Here is a 19,973-nt window from a genome sequence, read left to right as displayed (position 1 = left end):
AGGAGGGCATTTTGCTACTAACCAAAACTATATATCCACTATTTTACTTTACTTCAATCAATCGTTTAGCTACTACAGCCTCTTCTTTCTTGCCGATCTTCACTTTCAATATACCATTTTCGTAGGTAGCCTCAATATTGTTATGGTCTACGATTTCTGGTAAAGTGAACGAACGGGTAAAAGAATTGTAGCTGAATTCTTTCTTGCTGTACAACTTATCTTCAGTAGTACGTTCTTCACTCTTCTCAACAGAGATAGAAATAATATTTTTGTCAACGTTTATCTTGAAATCCGATTTTTGTAAACCCGGAGCGGCCAACTCTACCAAAAACTCCCTTTCGGTTTCGGTAATGTTTACTGCCGGAATGCGGGTCACTAATCTATCCGTAATAAACGAATCATTAAAAAGATTATCGAAAATGCTGTTGATGAATGGGTTTACAACATCAGTGTTAACTGCTTTAGTTGGAAATTTAATCAATGCCATATTTATATCCTCCTTTTATATTTTAATTCAGAATCAATTTCGTTTAGCATTATTCAAGTTCCATACCATCCTATTTTTTAGGACATTTTGTCATAAAAAATAATTTTTACAAGACAAAATGTCATTTTTTTATTTATTAAGCACGATCAAGTGACTTATAAATCCTTTTTATAAGTCAGACTTACTTCTGAGGTTGCTAAATCTCCGCCAAACGGAGGATTTATTTTCTTAAGAGCAACATAAATTTCCTCCGCAAACGGATATTTTTCCAAGGTAATATTTAGAATGTCTTCCAAAGCAGACTCCAACAGCTTGCGTTTAGGCTTCATCACCTCCATGACTACAGCATACAACTCTTCATAATTAATGGTATTCTCAAGTTTTTCCATATCGGCCTGACGGAAAGGGAAGACTACTTCAAGATTTACTACAAACTCATTTCCTACTACTTGTTCCTCTTCGTAGAAGCCTATAGGCGCATAAACCCTCACATCCTTTAAAGATACTCTCTGTGTTATCATACCATAAAGGTACACATTTTAGCAGGCAGTAAGCATGCTCTTTCTCACCTTTTAAAATCATAATCGTTACAAAATTTTATTACTAAAAGCACTATTTTAGTAGCATTACATTTTTTTTGAACATGAAAAGATTACTTTTTTTCCTGCTGATAGGCAGCAGTACCTCGGTTTATGCACAACGTAATTTCACTATAGAAGAAACGGTTTTCGGACCGAACAAATTTGCTCCCACAACTCTCTATGGTTTACAGTGGACTAAAAAGAATGACATACTTACCCACTTAGACGCTTCCTACCAAAAACTTATAGCCCGTCAAGCCAAAGACAATTGGACAGAAAAAGAAATTGCCAACATCACAGACCTCACTAACGCTCTACGTCATGCACTCCCGCAAGACACGTTCGAGCTTAGAATGTTTCCATTCAGCTACGATTGGGTTGACGACAACACCTTAGCATTTGAGCTAACGACAGACAAGGGAGTACATCTTGTAGAATACAATATAGCCGACAAAAAGGCTACGGTCATAAAATCCTATCCGAACAATATCCCCAACATAGAAAAGCAAAAGCACTATGCTTATTCTATAAACAACAACATTCTAATTGTCACCGAAAGCGGCGAAAAGATTGAGGTTACCAAGGACACTGTTGACGGAATTGTGAACGGTAGTGACTATGTACACAGACAAGAGTTCGGAATAAAAAAAGGAATGTGGTGGTCCCCTGACAACCAAAAGCTACTATATTACCGAAAAGACGAATCCATGGTCACCAAATATCCACTACCACAATGGGACAGCCGGGTAGCCACCACCCAATACATACGCTACCCTATGGCGGGAATGAAGTCCGAAGAAGTGTCGCTGGTAGTTTTTGACATAAGCAGCAGAAAACATATCACCCTAAAGACAGGTGAACCCAAAGAGCAATATCTTACTAGTGTAACTTGGGACCCAAACAGTGAACACATCTATGTAGGCGTACTCAATAGAGGACAAGACCACCTCAAACTCAACAAATACAACGCTAAGACGGGTGAATTCGTAAAAACACTGTTTGAAGAGAAATCCGACACCTGGGTGGAGCCGCAACACGATTTGATTTTTGTACCCAATACCCCAAACCAATTCTTATATCAGACAGACAAAGATGGTTTCAACCAACTTTATCTATACGACACCGAAGGAAAACTAATCCGCCATCTGGGATACAAAGACGTTATTGTCACAAACTTCAAAGGTTTTAACAGCAACTACACCAAAGCCTATTATATTGGCGCCAGCAACAAAGGACTTGAAAGACACCTCTACGAGGTAGAGCTTAAATCCGGTAAGACAAAGCAGCTGACGACAATCCATGGTGTACACAATGCTTCCATAAGCCCTAGCGGCAACTTCGTTGTAGACCAGTTCAGCAACTTAAATACACCTAACATAGTTCAGATCATAAACACAAAAAAAGGAACTAGCAAAGAGTTGCTTAGAGTACATAACCCTTTCGAAGGGAAGATAAACCTACCGAAGATAGAATTTAAGGAGTTATTATCTCCGGATGGCAAGACACCACTCAACGCACGGATTACTTATCCTACAAATTTTGACCCGTCGAAAAAATATCCAGTGATGGTTTATCTGTATGGTGGCTCTCACGCTCAGATGATTACAGATCGATGGCTTGGCGGCATAGGGTACTTCGACCTTTACATGGCTCAAAACGGCTACATCGTCTTCACGTTAGACAATAGAGGTTCCGACGCGCGGGGTCGTGACTTTACACGTGTGACACACCGACAGCTAGGAGAAAACGAAATGGCAGATCAGCTTGTAGGAATAAACTTCCTAAAGTCCCTCCCTTATGTAGACAAAGACAGAATGGGAATCTTCGGATGGAGCTACGGAGGCTTCATGGCCACCTCCATGATGACCAAACACAATGAAACATTCAAGGCCGGTGTAGCAGGAGGTCCTGTAATGGATTGGAAATACTACGAAGTCATGTATGGCGAACGCTACATGGATACTCCACAAGAAAATCCAGAAGGCTATGAGAAAACATCCCTACTTAATAAAGCCGATAGATTAAGAGGTAACCTATTGATTATCCATGGCGCTCAAGACCCGGTAGTAGTACAACAGCACAGTATGCAGTTTATCGAACAGTGCATCAAGCAAGGGGTGCAGGTAGATTACTTTCTCTACCCTACACACGAACACAACGTCCGCGGCAAAGACCGTGTACACATGTATCAGAAAATCGCCAACTATTTTGATTTACATCTGAAAAAATGAATATCAAGCCTTACCACTACGGTGAGGCTTTTTTATGGTTCCATACTTTATTGAATTCTTACAATAAATATTCATCATTTATGGATGAATTTAAAAATAAAATACATAACTTTGCACTCCGACAAAGCAGTCGGAATACTCTTCAGAAAAAGGCATTTCTTCCGCTTTGTACATCAACAAATGGTACATTTAAACATTTTGATTAAATAATATAATGCCTAGAAACACCTCCATTAACTCCGTTTTAATTATTGGTTCTGGTCCAATCGTAATCGGACAAGCATGTGAATTTGATTATTCAGGATCTCAAGCAGCCTTATCATTAAAAGAAGAAGGCATCAAGGTCTCGATTATCAACTCGAACCCTGCAACAATCATGACAGACAAAGTCGTTGCAGACAATGTTTATTTATTGCCGCTTACCTGCGAAAGTATTGAACAAGTACTTCAAGAACAGCAAATCGATGCTGTACTTCCTACCATGGGAGGACAGACCGCTTTGAACTTATGTATCGAAGCTTCAAATCGTGGTATTTGGGATAAATACAATGTGCAAGTAATCGGTGTTGATGTTGCAGCTATCGAAAAAACGGAAAACCGTGAAGAATTCCGCCAACTGATGGTAGATATCGGTGTCGGTGTTGCTAAATCAAAAATTGCCAACTCTTTCTTAGAAGGTAAAGAAGCTGCTCAGGAAATCGGCTTCCCGCTGGTTATCCGTCCTTCGTACACGCTAGCAGGTACAGGAGGTGGCTTCGTACACAGCAAAGAAGAGTTTGACGCCGCATTAAACAGAGGTTTGCATGCTTCACCAACACACGAAGTATTGGTAGAACAAGCGGTATTGGGATGGAAAGAATTCGAGTTGGAGTTGTTGCGTGACAAAAACGATAATGTCATCATCATCTGTACTATCGAAAACTTCGATCCTATGGGTATCCACACAGGAGATTCCATAACCGTGGCGCCAGGCATGACATTATCCGACAAATGTTACCAAGAGATGCGTAATCAAGCTATCAAGATGATGCGCTCTATAGGTAACTTCGCAGGAGGATGTAACGTACAGTTCTCCGTAAACCCTGAAACAGAAGAAATCATCGCCATAGAAATCAATCCTCGTGTATCGCGCTCTTCAGCCTTAGCATCCAAAGCTACAGGTTACCCTATCGCTAAGATTGCTGCTAAATTGGCTATCGGATATACGTTGGATGAACTTCAAAACCAAATTACTAAAACAACATCTGCGTACTTCGAACCTACCTTAGACTATGTGATCGTTAAAGTTCCACGCTTTAACTTTGATAAGTTCAAAGGCGCCAACAAAGAGTTGGGCTTACAGATGAAAGCTGTAGGTGAAGTGATGGCTATAGGTCGTACATTCATCGAAGCTCTTCAAAAAGCAGCTCAATCATTGGAAATCGGGCGCGCGGGCTTAGGTGCCGACGGCCGTCAGTCTCGCAACTTGGAAGAAATCATGCATAGCTTAGAACATCCAAGTGCTGAGCGTGTATTCCATATCAAAGATGCTTTTGAACTGGGTGTGCCTTTGGAGTCGGTGCGTAAAGCTACACGCATAGACAAGTGGTTCTTAGTACAGATTCAAGAGTTGGTACACTTGGAGCAGGAACTTCGTCGCTACCAGTTGTCAAATATCCCTCGCGACTTCTTCATGACTTTGAAACAAAAAGGTTATTCAGATCAACAAATCGCTTGGATATTAGGCAATGTGACAGAAGACGATGTATATGCACGTCGTAAAGAATTAGGAATCAACCGTGTTTACAAAATGGTAGACACATGTGCTGCCGAGTTCCCTGCACATACACCATACTACTACTCTACTTTCGAAGACGAAAACGAGTCTATCGTTTCAGATAAAAAGAAAATCATCGTATTGGGTTCTGGTCCTAACCGTATCGGACAAGGTATAGAATTTGACTATTCATGTGTTCACGGTCTGTTGGCAGCTAAAGAGTGTGGTTATGAGGCTATCATGATCAACTGTAACCCTGAGACGGTGTCTACAGACTTCAACATGGCGGACAAACTATACTTCGAGCCTGTATTCTGGGAGCACGTACGTGAAATCATCGAGCTAGAAAAACCGGAAGGTGTTATCGTACAGCTTGGTGGACAGACAGCACTCAAGATGGCTGAGCGCCTAGAAAAATTAGGAGTGAAGATTATCGGTACTTCTTTCAAAGATATGGACTTAGCAGAAGACCGTGGCCGCTTCTCAGACCTATTGAAAGAATTGGATATTCCTTATCCTAAATACGGTGTAGCTACCACTGCAGAAGAAGCAATCAAAGTAGCCAACGAAGTGGGTTATCCTGTACTGGTACGTCCTTCATACGTGTTGGGTGGTCAGGGCATGAGCATAGTTATCAACGATGAAGATTTGGAAAATGCCGTGGTGAAGCTGTTGAACGCTCTTCCGGGCAACCATATCCTGATTGACCATTTCTTAGACCGTGCAGAAGAAGCTGAGTCGGATTCTATCTGTGACGGAGAAGACGTACATATCATCGGTATGATGGAACACATCGAACCTGCAGGTATCCACTCAGGAGATTCATCGGCAGTACTTCCTCCATACAGCCTGTCAGAGACTGTAATTAAGAAAATGGAAGAATATACAGTTAAGTTGGCCAAAGCTCTTAACGTAAGAGGTCTTTTGAATATTCAGTTTGCCGTAAAAGGTGAAAACGTTTATGTAATCGAGGCTAACCCTCGTGCTTCACGTACCGTTCCTTTCATCGCTAAGGCTTACGATGTTCCTTATATCAATATCGCAACAAAAGTGATGTTGGGAGCCAACAAGCTTAAAGATTTCAAAATCGAACGTAAGCTCACTGGATGGGCTATCAAAGAGCCGGTGTTCTCATTCTCTAAATTCCCTGAAGTAGATAAAAAGTTAGGACCGGAAATGAAGTCTACAGGTGAAGCAATCCGCTTTATCAAAGATCTTCAGGATCCATACTTCAGAGAATTGGTAGCACAAAAATCCATGTTTTTGAACGCACAATAAGGTCAATACATAAGCTTACAATAAAATATAAGCCCTCATCACTGGTGAGGGCTTTATTATTTTGTAGGTTTCACATTTTGTTTGAAGTTACGGAAGATCTTTTACACAGCGGAATCCCACATGATTGGTTGGGCTATTCACTTCAGCCTTACCTCGTGCGCCTGCTTTATAGCGTTCACAATACTTATCGTAACATAAGAAAGACCCTCCGCGCTGCACCCGCTTTATTAATCCTGGCTCCAAAGGATCGTGCGAATGGTCCGGGCCTTTAGGATCTTTACGATCCTCTTTACTGTAGTAAGGAAGATAAAAATCTGAACACCATTCCCATACATTTCCCACCATATCGTAGAGTCCAAAAGGGTTAGGAACATAGGATTTCACCGGAGCTGTACCTTTATATCCATCTTCTCCGGTATTGTGCTTGGGAAACTCTCCTTGGTATATGTTGGCCATCCATTTGCCTTGTGGGGTTATTTCATCTCCCCAATAATAGATTTCATGTTGATTACAGTTGGCTTTTGCAGCATACTCCCACTCTGCTTCTGTGGGAAGACGTTTGCCTGCCCATTTCGCGTAAGCCTCCGCATCCTCATAAGCGATATGCACTACAGGATGATTCTCCCTACCCCTGATATCACTACCGGGTCCTTCCGGATGTCTCCAGTTGGCTCCTGGCACATATTTCCACCAAGAATAAGGGTTTGAAAGGTCCTTCGTCTCTTGGCTTCCTACAAAGACTGCAGAACCAGCATGCAGTAAATCGGGATCTGCGCCGGGAAAATCTTTTGGATTCAAAGGTCGTTCGGCAACAGTCACATAATTGGTTTCTTCCACAAACTTTTGAAACTGAGCGTTAGTAACCTCATGCTCATCCATATAAAAGGAACTAACCTCCACTTCCCTTAATGGCTGGGCATCTGGAAAATTTACCGATCCCATGATAACCGTTCCTCCTTTCACGAGCACCATACGCGCCGTGTCCTTATCTCCCTTCTGAGGTTTATAATATATCTGAGAGCGTGAGGTATACATGCCGGCTTCTGCACAACTCAGGCCTTGCTCTTCACTTCTAGATTTCTTTTCTGCTGTTTGTTGACAGCTTACAGCCCATAGTGCCACGAAAAGGAAGTATAGTTTTTTCATGGTTATTTACAGTTAAAAGGCTCCAAGAAGTTTTTCTTGGAGCCTCGTTGAAAATAATATTAAAACATCTACCAATATTTACACATTCAACTGCTTATCACTCTTACCGCTAATAGATCTAATTTTGGTATTACCTCCACCTTTCAACGTAAGCTCTAGCGGCTTATTGGTAATCCACGCCCCTCTAGTGAAATCAGGAAACTCTACTACTTTTCCTTTCTTCACGGATTCCATACTCAAAGGAACGATAGCGCTCCATGCGGCAGCATCATACACATCCTGATCCAAAGGAAGACCATTTCTCAAGCAGTCTATCAGACGCCAGTCCATCATGAAGTCCATACCACCGTGTCCTCCTACCTTCTTCGCTTGCTCGCCGATAAATTTAACAATTTCCGGAGTATATTGCTCACGTAATTTATTCAATTCAGCCTCTGGAAGGAAATTGTGTCCGTTTTGGTAGGATTTTAAGCTTATACCAATTTTAGGATATTTCTCACAGAAGCCTTTGGTACCGCTCAACTTATGGATACGTGAATAAGGACGTGGAGAAGTAACGTCGTGTTGAATCATGATGGTCTTACCACGTTGTGTACGGATAAGCGTAGTATTGATATTTCCACGGAACTGTGCTCCCACAAATTGACCGTAAGTTTCAGGGTCCTCCTTCGCTAGACGTTTGGCCTCCTCTCCCATCTGGAAGTCGTTAGACTGCATAGCAACCAAAGAAGTCATCACGTCACCTCTGTTAACGTTTAGACATTGGGCTACAGGACCTATACCATGTGTAGGATACAAGTTACCGTTGAAACGGATATTCTCTTTCAGACGCCAGAAGTCGTCGTAATATGTTTTACTGAAATTCAAGTCTAACAGGTCGTGAATGTACGCCCCTTCAGCATGTACGAGCTCACCGAATACGCCCGCTCTGGCCATATTCAAGGTTTGTAGTTCGAAGAAGTCGTAGCAGCAGTTTTCAAGCATCATACAGTGCTTTCTTGTCTCTTCAGACACTTTAACGACCTTCCAACAATCTTCTATAGTCAAGCCTATAGGCACCTCACAGGCCACATGCGCTCCTGCAAGCATACCTTCGACACACATCTCGGTATGGTAATCCCACGGCGTACAGATGTATAATAATTCAATTTTTACTGACTTCAACATCTCTTTCCATCCTTCTGCCCCCGAGAACGCTGCCGGTTTTTTAAGGCCTCTGTCTACCACCATCTTCTGGTGTTTTTCAGCTCTGTCGCGATGTTTATCACAAACAGCGACAATTTCAGCACCTTCGATATAGGTGAATCTATCTACAGCACCTGTTCCTCTATTTCCCAATCCGACAAAAGCTACTCGCACCTTGTCGATCTTAGGAGCTGCATATCCCGACATATTGAATCGAGGTTCTTCCGAAGCCTTAACATGCAGTGCAGGCAGGCTGACAGCGGTAGCAGAAAGTATAGATGCTTTCTTCAGGAAATCTCTTCTTGATGTGCTCATAAAATTTAGGTTTCAATTTTAAAGGGGACATTACGTCCCCACAGAAATCACTTAATATATAAATAAACTAAACAGTCCAATGAATGCTTTTGGCACTATCGCGCTTGTCTTGAACAAGTATAGTTGATATTCCTCAAATAAAAAAATAATCCATAAACGCAAACGTTTGCTCAATTTGCCTTATATTTTAGGTAAAAAACACCTTTTTAATTTTCAAGAAGGTCAATTTTTCCGATAAGCTCCATCAATACTGTTTCGGCTAGCTTAGCCTGTAGTTTGGCAGCATTATAACGTGCCACGGCATTAATAAAGTTTTCCTGTGCATCTCTAAACTCTACGGCACTCAATGTTCCTATCTTATACTTCTCCAAGGTGATATTCAAATTCTGACGGGCTATCTGCTCGTTTTTCTCCTCAATCTGGGCTAGCTCCAGATTGGTGCGATAGGTATTGAAAGCTTGCGAAATCTGCGATTCAATCTGTATCTGACGCTGTGCATTCTGTAGCTCTACATTCTCAATGTTCAGACGGGCAATACGTTCATTACGTCTTTGGTTATAGCCGTCGAAGATGTTTATAGAAGCTGTGATGCCATAGGTCAAGCCGCGCGATCTGGATTGGGCCACGAAGCCTAGGCTAGATTCAGACTCCGAAAAGTTGTACCCACCATTTAGACGAACTACAGGATAACGATTGGCTTTCACGGTCTTCTCCTCCAGCTCGGCAATGCGACGGTTGACACTAAGTAACAACAGGTCAGGATTAGTAACCTTAGCCTGCTCCAAGATATCCCCCAATTTAAGATCGTTATTAATGCTCACATCTTTTACCACTGAAAAATCTGTCTGCAGATCACGCGCCAACAAGTTATTGAGCTCTATCTTAAGGTTTCTTACCAAGGTAGCCTGCTTGATACGGGCAGATTCGTCGGTATTTAGATTTACCTGAACATTTAAAACTTCCAGCCTTGAAGCCTTCCCTATAGAGAATCTGTTCTCCGCGGTACGTAGCCTTTCACGTGAAATGACAATGCTGGAATCCAAAGCGTCAAGCAAGTTTTGCTGCTCTACAATCGTGTAATAGGTTGTTATTACATCCGACACACGTTGGATAACAGCTCTCTTAAGTTCTAGCTCACCTTGTTTCTGCACCTCTTTCAACGTTTCATAACGTGAAAACATACCCAACCCATCGAAAATAGTCCATCCCACATTGATGCCATATGTCATGCTGTTGTTCTTCGCATTATCTAAGGATCTAACCTCCCCTGTAATCTGGGTTTGATTAGAATTCTGTACACTATTACTCTGCGAGAAGTTACCCGTTATCGTAGGTAGCATCCCTGCATTGCCTCTGGTAACATTTTCCTTTGCTACCTGGAGACTATTTTCATATAATTTAATGTCGTAATTATTTTCTAAAGCAATCGCCACAGCATCCCTTACGGTCAGCAGCTCTTGTGCTACAACATTAACCGACAATCCTATAATACCTACAATCCATGCAAATACTCTCATATTACTCTTCTATATTATCAAATTCCGGACGATGCTTACGCGGACGAGACATCATCAAATAAAACGCAGGAATAACAAATAAAGTCAACACTAAAGAGAAAATCGTTCCTCCCACAATCACTACCCCCATACCTATTCTACTAGTGGAGGCAGCCCCCAACGACAGGGCAATAGGCAATGCACCGAAAGCAATAGCCAAAGAAGTCATCAGAATAGGTCTTAGACGTGATTCTGCTGCTTGTACCACCGCATTATACTTATCCAGTCCCTGTTCACGCAGCTGATTAGCGAACTCTACGATAAGAATACCGTTTTTTGTCACCAGACCTATCAGCATGATCGTACCGATCTGACTGAAAATATTCCATGTCTGGCCAAACAGCCAAAGCGAGAACATTGCTCCTGCCACGGCCAACGGCACCGTTATGATGATGACTATAGGATCTATAAAACTTTCAAACTGCGCAGCCAAAATCAGAAAGATTAATAATACGGCAAGACCAAAGGCAAACATCGTATTAGAACCACTCTCCTTGAAATCGCGGGACTCGCCACCAAGGTCTGTGGTGAACCGTTCGTCAAGTACCTTTTGGCGTATCCTTTCCATAGCATCGATACCGTCCCCGATAGTTTTTCCAGGAGCTAATCCCGCTGAAACCGTTGCCGACATATATCTGTTGTTGTGGAACAGTTGTGGAGGACTGCTTCGCTCTTCCATTTCCACGATATTACTTAACTGAATAAGTTCCCCTCTATTGTTTTTCACATAGATAGAAGCTAAGTCTGCAGGTTTAGAACGGTCTTTGCGATCAAATTGTCCCATCACCTGATACTGCTTTCCATTCATCATGAAATAACCGAATCGTTGGCCTGACAAAGACATTTGTAAGGTCTGCGCCACATCCAGTACCGAAACACCTAAAGCCTGTGCCTTCTCCCTGTCTATGGTCACATAGATTTCCGGCTTGTTGAACTTCAAGTTCACATCCGTAATGGAGAAGGTAGGATCTTTACCAAGCTCTTCCATAAACTCAGGGATTTTTTCTTCCAAAGCTTGGAAGTTAGGGGCCTGGATGATGTATTGTATCGGTAAGCCGCCTCTTCGGTTTACGGCAATAGTAGGTTGTTGAGACACAGAAACTCTGGCATCCGTAAATCTTCGTGTCAACCGTGAAAGGTCATCCGCAATTTCCTGTTGTGTTCGTTCACGCTCATTAGGGCTTACCAAGCCAAGACGTACGAAACCACTATTCAAGGAGGCGGAACCAAAGCCCGGCGAGGTGATGACCAAACTTACTTTCTTCTCCGGAACAGAGTCGTTGATAAGCATAGTCAGATCTGTCATAAATCGATCCATATAGTCGTATGAAACACCCTCCGGTGCCGTAACACGCACACTCAAATAGCTTCTGTCGTCATACGGTGCAGTCTCTTTAGGCAATATTTGATAAAACAAGTATATCAACCCGAAACATACTACCAGAATCACAAAGCTTACCCATTTATTTTTAAGGAAAGCTTTCAACGACCCTGCATATTCGGTGTTCATTGCCACAAAAAACTTTTCTGTCTTTTCATAAAATTTACTTTTCTTCTGCTCGCCGCCTTTCATCAGATATGCATTCAGCATAGGCGTCAATGTCAGTGATACAAACGCTGAAATCAGCACCGCCGCCCCTATTACTACCCCAAACTCGCGAAAAAGACGACCTACAAACCCTTCCAAGAAGATTACGGGTAAGAATACCGCCGCAAGCGTAATGGAGATGGATATTACAGCAAAGAAAATTTCATTCGACCCTTTGATTGCCGCTTGGATAGGTGACATACCTTCCTCCACCTTTTTGAATATATTTTCCGTGACCACAATACCATCATCTACCACCAACCCCGTTGCCAACACTATTGCCAACAATGTCAATACATTGATGGAGAAGCCACACAGATACATAATAAAGAAAGTTGCAATCAGCGATACGGGAATATCAATCAAAGGGCGGAAAGCGATAGACCAGTTACGGAAGAAAATATAGATAATCAACACCACCAGCACTACAGATATGACCAAAGTTTCTACCACCTCCATCACCGCCTTTTTTACGAACTGCGTATTGTCGATAGCTACATCCATGATATATCCTTCTGGCAAGTCTACCTTCAGCCGGTCAAACTCTTCGTAAAACTTCCCTGCAATTTCAAGATAGTTGGTCCCAGGTTGTGGGATGACAGCCAAACTAACCATAGGATATCCGGAGTCTGACATTTTGGTCTCGAAATTTTCCGCTTCCAATGCGGCACTTCCCACGTCACGTAAGCGCACGATCTTCGTCTGGTCAGCACGAATAATAATATTATTGAATTCCTCTTCAGAGGAGAGATTACCTATAGTTTTTACGGTAAGTTCTGTGTTTGTTCCCGTCAGTTTTCCGGACGGAAGTTCCACGTTTTGCGTGTTTAGCGCTGTCATCACATCACGTACCGTCAGACCATAGGAAGAAAGTTTGTTAGGGTCTATCCACAGACGCATAGCATACTTACGCTGCCCCCAGATCTGCACTGAACTTACCCCCGGAATGGTTTGAAGGCGTTGTGACACCACGTTTTCGGCATAATCCGACAGCTCCAACACATTATGCGTGGAGCTTTGTAAGGTCATCACAATAATAGGTTCGGAATCGGCATCCGCTTTGGACACTACCGGCGCAGCATCTATATCCTGTGGTAGGCTACGCATGGCCTGCGAAACCTTATCCCTTACATCATTTGCTGCCTCTTCAAGATTTTTGTCAAGATTAAATTCTATATTGATATTACTAGATCCCTGTGAACTGGTAGATGAAATGTTACGGATACCATCGATGGAATTGATAGCCTTCTCCAGTGGCTCTGTAATCTGAGACTCAATAATATCAGGATTGGCTCCCGCATAGCTGGTACGCACCGAAATCTGTGCAGGGTCTATGGAAGGAAACTCCCGAACCCCAAGAAAGGTATAACCTATAATCCCAAACAATATCAACATGAGGTTCATGACAATCGTCAGAACCGGTCGTTTTATACTAAGTGTAGATAGACTCATAATACCAACGCAATTACTTTAATACCACATTTACCGCAGAACCATCTCGAAGCGCCATTACACCCGAAGTAAGTACTGTATCTCCTTCAGCAAGGCCTTTGGTAACCAAAACGTCTGACTCCGATCTTCCACCTGTCTCTACCACCACTTCTTTGGCTTTGCCATCTTTCAGCACAAATACCTTCTTACCATTCTGTATAGGTATTAAGGCTTCGGCAGGTACTAGAAGACCTTTCTCAACGGTCTCCAATGGGAAAGTTACATTAGCAAAAGCCCCCGGTATCAGTGAAGTATTTGTAGAACAAAGTGCTCGGACAAGCAATGTTCTTGTGTTGGCTTCGATCACAGGCTCCACAGCATATATAGAAGCTTCATATTGCTGTTCATCGCCTTGCGTAGTAAAGTTCACCCTACCTCCGATTTTAACCATATGAGCATATTTCTCCGGAACGGAAAAAGACAACTTCAACTGTGACGTGTTGGCAAGCTTAGCAATAACAGTAGATGGCGTGATATAACTTCCTTTAGAAATGTTACGAAGGCCTATTCTACCCGAAAAAGGAGCCCGAACGACCGTCTTGTCGATTTGCGCCTTTATCAGTTGAATCTGTGACTCGGCCGAACGATAGTCAGCACTGGCAATATCGTATTCCTCTTGGCTTATAGCTTCCTTCTCTAACAATAATTTGGCACGTCTGGCATTTTCTCCTGCAAGCTGTGCCTTAGTACGCGCCTGCGCTAGCTGTGCCTGCAATTCCGAGTCGTTGATCTTAATCAACATCTGACCTTGGCTGACCTCACTGCCCTCAGAAAAACTCAACACCTCTACGATGCCCGACACTTCGGCATGAAGCTCTACCACCTCATTGGCCTCTATCGAACCTGTCAAAGTCAAATAATCCGAAAAAGGTTGTCCTACAAGAACCTTTCCCTGCACCCTGCTTACTCCTCCACCTCGAGCATTGCCGCCCCCCTGCTTTTCCTTCACAGAGTTAACCATTAGACGATAAGCAACTAATCCTAAAACAATAGCTAAACCAATTACTAAAATGAAAATAGACTTTTTACTCATAAGTATTTTGTAGAATGAATCTTGGTATATCCGAAGATAGTATTAATAAAACAAACCTCTTGTAAAAATCTGGATATAAAACAGTTTAGACGTCATTTATAATACGAATAAAACATCATTATGATTAATGGCTGACATATTTTACCTATCGGCCTTCCAAAAAAGAAAAGACCTTCATTCAAAGGCCTTTTGCAATTACAGAAAATTAAAATGTAAAACTATATTATGTAGAGTGCAAGTTCAGAATTTAATAAACCTCATATCCCTTTATAAAGATTTCATTGAAATTGGCGAACTGATCCGTAGGATGGAAAGTGGTTAGACAGATAATCTTAACCGCTTTGAAGAATGTCTCATTATCAGCTAGGGATATCACATTTTTCTGTTGTGTATTGGACAGTGTGTAATCTCCGAGCTTTACTTCTGTTCCATCTTCTTTGATACCATATAGCTCAATGTCTTTCACACGATAATTATTTACGGCGCGGTGCAGCAGTGTAACTTCTTTGATAAGGATTGGTTTATACGGTCCTGCCGGATTTTTTAGAAATTCCTCATCATAAAGTCCACTTGGGGAAGCTGCGCGAGTTTCGGTGAATGTGAAAATCAACGTAAACGGATATTTCTGGTCCGGTCTGTGATTCGAAGTTATCGTGGTCAACCATTGCGTATGCCATATAGTATTTGGATTGGCGTCGAGCATAAAGGTTGGAGGTCCTTCTTGTAGAGAGTTGGAGTTCGAAGCGTAAGGAGTCCATCCTGCACGCAGCTCCGCCGTATTATAATTTATCAATGGAGGCTCTAAAACATCAATCTGTGCTGTTTTGATCTCAGACTGGCCACCATTTTCATCTGCTACGTAATAGCTTACCGTATGCAGTCCTGGCGCAAGGCCCTTCACCTCAAAATTCACTCCCGGCGTTGGGGTTGGCATATCCACTTCAGTAAAGGTTGCCGCATCATCGATTTTATAATACAAAGTAGCATTAGCCCGAGAAAGGTTTAGCATAAAGAATACCACACTCTTTATTCCCCCCTCTATAGAGATATTGTTAGCTAACCCTCTCGCCGGATAAGGCAGAGGACTGACACTATAAGTATATTTCTTGGACTCAAGACCATTTTTACCTTTTGCCCATACCTCTATAGCCGTCGGCATTCCTACTGGCAGGTTTTCTATGATGTAAAGCTCCTGAAAGTTCTTCACCTCTGTCACCTCTTGGACGCCTGCGCGGTTGTGTGAGAAGAATATGGATTCTACGGTTTCCACATCCACAGTACTAAGATCAAACTTTACTTTCTCATCATCTATGGTAATGACGGTGAAGCCATTCTGCTTTACCGGACCTCTTTCGGTTACCTCTATTTCATCTGCAGGAATCTGCTCAGGGAAAACAAGCTCATTTTCCTTACATCCCATCATGAGGGACAACACAAAGAAAGATAGAGCCAGAATCTTATATATATTGTTATTCTTTTTCATCGTTGTACTATTTCAAAAATTCCAATTCAAAACGTGATAGAAACACCTCTCCCTGCAATCCCCAAGTGTCTTGAGTTTTTACGCCTAACCAATAAAATATCTGTGGGACGATATCCAGGTTCTGTACAAACACTTCATCACTTGGACGCTCACAAGGAGTATAGTTTCCACTAACATTGATGAGAGGTGTATTAGAAAATGTCAAATCCGGCGTACCATTGTCCAATGCATTGAACCATGTTGTCGAATTCATGTCGCGATAGTGTGCTATAAGACTGCTGTACAGCGGATTTGATGGGTCAATATTTCGCATACACGGAATGTTGCGAGCTTCAGTATCTGTAAGCGCTCTGTTCCATACTCTGAAATCCGCCAAGTCCATATGAGTATATCCTAGATTTGTCACCTGAGTATTGAATCCCAAAGTAAGCGGTTCAGCGTTAGCAAAAGCATCTACCCCCATAGGGATTACCTGTGATGCCACACGTCCCCCATCAAGATATACAGAGACATTGGTACTGGTATTGGTAACTTTCTCAAAAACGAAAGTATAATGATGCCAGCTGCCATCCGTACCACGCGTAAACTCTAACTCTTGGGTAGTAGAACCATCTTGAAATCTTAAACGTAAGTTGGCATTGTATCCATAGAGGTGCCAGCCGGCATTGGCACTGTTAGAGGCGGCGTCCTTACCCATAAAGTAGTTGTACCAGAATGTATAGCCTCCCGTAAAGCTTAACCCGGCCCATACGTTATCCTGATGTAGCCTATATTTAAAATCATAAGAGATGGAGCCTGTAGGAGTCGAGTTGGCGTTGAACATGTCGCTTGCTGAGCCGGCAGGCGACTGGGCACGTACTCCCATCTCCGTAAAAGTACGCGTAGCTACCCCATCGTAATGGGTATATGTCCCTGGGAAATAACCATTCAAGAACACGTACTCCATTGTTTCTGCTTTAAGCTCTTGCGGCTGGAAATATTTATAGGAGTACAATGAAAATACATTGCGCTCGGCGAAGGAACCGCCACCATAGCTGTTTTCCACACCTCCATGGCTGGAAGTGACAATGATAAGCCATTCCTCGTAATCTGCATCTTCTCTCTTTTTAATGGTCTCAACAAGCTCTCCAATGTATCCATCAACACGCTCTACAGCATCAGCATAGGCAGCCATCGACATGTCAAAACCTTCCTCCTTTCCTGCACGAAGGACATCTTTAAATTGAACGATTACTAAATCGGCGACATTTTCCTTACTCAAGAGCTTTATGCTCTCTTCTTTTGTCTTTACATCCGAATCTGCAATTACATTGTCATCGGCATCCATCAACAGGATATTAGCCAACCCTTCGTCCTGTACAACGACAGAAGCCTTCGTCGAACGTTCTACCTGCTTCAACCTATATATTACACTAGGTACAAAAGTGGCGTCACCATGCGGATTGGTAGAATTGGGCTGTGGCAGAAAGCTCTCATCCAAGATACTGTGACGGTCCGAATTATATCCTGTCATCATCGTTGTCCAGCTTGCCGGATCCGATGTATTATTATCGGTAAGTGCCTCAAAAGAATATTTTCCTGTCTTCATGAGCTCACCGATATTCGTTGGAATTTTCTTCTGCAGCTCTCTCCCTACCAATCCGTCCACAGAAATAAACAGTACCTTCCTCTCTATACTTTTCTCCTCTTCCTGTTCATATTCCTCAAAAACAGGTTCAGGATTGAAATATTTCGTACAACCTACAATTGCTAGGGTAAGCAACAGAAGAGGTATGATATTTAAAAATTTTCTTTTCATAATGCTTGGTAATAATTAGTCTACGTCATAAAAAGCTCCAAACTCTGCTAAGGCATGATGCGAGTTGCCACTATGATTATTTTCTCTGAAGAAGATACGTACATAACGTATTTCTTGGCTTTGCTTCAAGCGAAACTCTTTTCTATCGGCCGTATTAGCCATGGTGAAAGAATAACCTTCTTCCAGATCATCTTGTGTCAATGTGGTGTAATTTACATTGTCTTTACTGATTTGAATTTCGACCGAACGCGGACGTTGTCCACTGCTGTTTTGCCTTGGCACTAGGTAGAAGCCCTTAACGATTTCGTTGGATTTTAACCCGAAAGTAATGGAATGCGGCAAGGATGCTGTCGCTGCAGCCCATTGCGAATGCCAGAACGTGTTAACGTCGCCATCAATCAAACGGATTGCCTGTCCATTGTTAGCACCCTCTCCTGTAGGCTCTTCTGTAGACTTTGCTACAATTGTCCATTCTGATACATCAATATCTTCTTTAGGGATGATAACATCCTCCCCTCCGCTATTTGTCAATGGATTATAGGTCCATATGGCTTTATCCAATGGCGGGTATAGAGCTGACATTTCCTGACGTGCCAAAGTACTTATCTGTATACCCCAAGCTTTACAAAACCTTCTATAATCTTTGCCTGTAAACTCACACAAAGCGCGGTAGAAGAAGTCTCGCTTAGCTTCATCTAACGTAAAAGAATAGTTCGTATTCCTAGCTTTCGAATAGATGAATGGCATAAATTCCCATCCCGACTCTCCATTTTTACCCACAGCCTTATTAAAGATTTGCAGGAAAAGCAATATTTTGATAAACGGATGATTACCTGTTGTCATCTCCGAATCTGTTACAATATTTTTTCCTGTTGTCTTAGCAGCATATTGCAATCCCTGTTCAAAAGCATCAGGAATGGCCGGATGGTTCGCGATAGCTAATCGATTCAGACGATTGGCAGCCTTCCAGACAAATAGGTTGTTTGTTGTCTCTCCTAACCCTGACCAACTCCAGGTATTCCCCTGCTGATAGTTGTGGCCCAGCTCATGGAAAGCACCCCAGCTCACTTCCGGCAGATTATCCGGATTAAGAATATAGTTGTGGTCTACCATCATACGAAACCAGTGTCTATCGGCTTGCGCTACCCATGGATTACCATTGTGAGCATATCCTACAGAGGGTTGTATATCCAATACAGCGCGTTCCGGAAGATCCGGATAGCGGTTTTTCAAATCCGTAGTATTAGCTACCAGTCCCATCCAATCATAGAAATCCTTTTCGTATATTTCATTCCATTCTTGTAATGCCCCTTCGATGTTCAGTGCATCATTCTTATAACTCAAAATAAGATTTCTCGGAATGGAAAAAATCACTCGTCTAGAACGGGCCTCTACCCAAGGAACCTGCGTATTTTCAACCTCTTTAATCCATTCGTTCACGTTTGTCTGTCCCAAAATAAAGTCTGGAGAGCGTACAGCACCTGCAAAACGCAAGGTTACCGGATTCTGACGTGAAATATTGGTTATTATCCATATTGTTCCTCCATAGAGATTTTTCACATAATTGACCCCTGGAAAAAGTTCTTTCTTCGTGAAGATTACAGGATCACGACGCAAAGGATCTTTTCCCGATAGGTTGTCCGTATGTACACCGATCTGTACCGTAAGTCCCAATACCCCTTCAGGCACGGTAATTTTTATATTCTCTCCTGCCGGAGCATAAAGTCCTGTACTGAAAATAGGTTGAGGTACCACACTCACTTTCAGATCAGCAGAGGAGACATACACGTAATCCATATCAAAATTTATTACCGTATCCGCAATCCTTGGCACATTGTCTCCAACTAATCCCGGATAAATGCGCGCTCTATGGTACAGGCTTTTGTCGGCCACATACATGGTTGTGTCCGTCTCTATAGGTGAAGGATCCTTATCCCCGATATTGTGTCCGTCTTGGAAGTCGTACCCGTATTTGCCACATGATGCCAACGCCATCAACGTAGCAGCCAGAATAAATATATTTCTATAAGTTCTTTTCATAACCT

Annotated in this window: 12 protein-coding genes; 2 read left to right on the top strand and 10 right to left on the bottom strand. The window is 42.4% G+C overall.

Annotation, left to right across the window (positions count from 1 at the left end; genetic code table 11):
• Nucleotides 1-43: 43 nt before the first annotated feature.
• Nucleotides 44-487, bottom strand: a complete 444-nt coding sequence (locus ABD873_RS02220; protein ID WP_039053409.1) for an Hsp20/alpha crystallin family protein — start codon at nucleotides 485-487, stop codon at nucleotides 44-46.
• A gap of 155 nt (nucleotides 488-642) precedes the next feature.
• On the bottom strand, nucleotides 643-1,008 hold the full coding sequence (gene folB, locus ABD873_RS02215; protein WP_039053408.1) for a dihydroneopterin aldolase: 366 nt from the start codon (nucleotides 1,006-1,008) through the stop codon (nucleotides 643-645).
• 122 nt (nucleotides 1,009-1,130) lie between these two features.
• Between folB and ABD873_RS02210 the strand changes: the two genes are divergently transcribed.
• Together ABD873_RS02210 and carB are read left to right on the top strand one after the other, a co-directional pair.
• Nucleotides 1,131-3,299 (top strand): S9 family peptidase, encoded by a 2,169-nt coding sequence (locus tag ABD873_RS02210; protein ID WP_345064058.1) that lies wholly within the window; start codon nucleotides 1,131-1,133, stop codon nucleotides 3,297-3,299.
• Between the two features lie 214 nt (nucleotides 3,300-3,513).
• Nucleotides 3,514-6,333 (top strand): carbamoyl-phosphate synthase large subunit, encoded by a 2,820-nt coding sequence (gene carB, locus ABD873_RS02205; RefSeq protein ID WP_345064055.1) that lies wholly within the window; start codon nucleotides 3,514-3,516, stop codon nucleotides 6,331-6,333.
• An 87-nt stretch (nucleotides 6,334-6,420) separates the two neighbouring features.
• Here the strand turns inward: carB and ABD873_RS02200 are convergent, their stop codons facing one another.
• The 8 genes from ABD873_RS02200 to ABD873_RS02165 form a co-directional block, all read right to left on the bottom strand.
• The gene (locus tag ABD873_RS02200; protein WP_345064053.1) at nucleotides 6,421-7,479 is read right to left on the bottom strand and encodes a formylglycine-generating enzyme family protein; all 1,059 of its coding nucleotides are present in this window, start codon (nucleotides 7,477-7,479) and stop codon (nucleotides 6,421-6,423) included.
• Nucleotides 7,480-7,557: 78 nt separating this feature from the next.
• Complete coding sequence (locus tag ABD873_RS02195) at nucleotides 7,558-8,979, bottom strand: Gfo/Idh/MocA family protein (protein WP_345064050.1); 1,422 nt, start codon at nucleotides 8,977-8,979, stop codon at nucleotides 7,558-7,560.
• Between the two features lie 206 nt (nucleotides 8,980-9,185).
• A complete protein-coding gene (locus ABD873_RS02190; protein ID WP_345064047.1) occupies nucleotides 9,186-10,496 on the bottom strand; it encodes a TolC family protein in 1,311 nt (436 codons plus the stop codon).
• 1 nt (nucleotide 10,497) lies between these two features.
• On the bottom strand, nucleotides 10,498-13,575 hold the full coding sequence (locus ABD873_RS02185; RefSeq protein ID WP_345064044.1) for an efflux RND transporter permease subunit: 3,078 nt from the start codon (nucleotides 13,573-13,575) through the stop codon (nucleotides 10,498-10,500).
• Nucleotides 13,576-13,588: 13 nt separating this feature from the next.
• On the bottom strand, nucleotides 13,589-14,647 hold the full coding sequence (locus tag ABD873_RS02180; RefSeq protein WP_345064041.1) for an efflux RND transporter periplasmic adaptor subunit: 1,059 nt from the start codon (nucleotides 14,645-14,647) through the stop codon (nucleotides 13,589-13,591).
• Between the two features lie 247 nt (nucleotides 14,648-14,894).
• Nucleotides 14,895-16,130: a hypothetical protein gene (locus tag ABD873_RS02175; RefSeq protein ID WP_345064037.1), complete on the bottom strand. Its 1,236-nt coding sequence runs from the start codon at nucleotides 16,128-16,130 to the stop codon at nucleotides 14,895-14,897.
• A 7-nt stretch (nucleotides 16,131-16,137) separates the two neighbouring features.
• Nucleotides 16,138-17,928, bottom strand: a complete 1,791-nt coding sequence (locus ABD873_RS02170) for an alkaline phosphatase family protein (RefSeq protein ID WP_345064034.1) — start codon at nucleotides 17,926-17,928, stop codon at nucleotides 16,138-16,140.
• Nucleotides 17,929-17,943: 15 nt separating this feature from the next.
• Nucleotides 17,944-19,968: a M60 family metallopeptidase gene (locus ABD873_RS02165; RefSeq protein ID WP_345064031.1), complete on the bottom strand. Its 2,025-nt coding sequence runs from the start codon at nucleotides 19,966-19,968 to the stop codon at nucleotides 17,944-17,946.
• Nucleotides 19,969-19,973 lie beyond the last annotated feature (5 nt).

Origin of the sequence: Sphingobacterium thermophilum (genome assembly GCF_039541675.1) — a bacterium.
Lineage (GTDB): Bacteria > Bacteroidota > Bacteroidia > Sphingobacteriales > Sphingobacteriaceae > Sphingobacterium > Sphingobacterium thermophilum.
The sequence above is the reverse complement of the archived record's forward strand: the minus strand, read 5'-3'. Positions and strand labels throughout refer to the sequence as shown.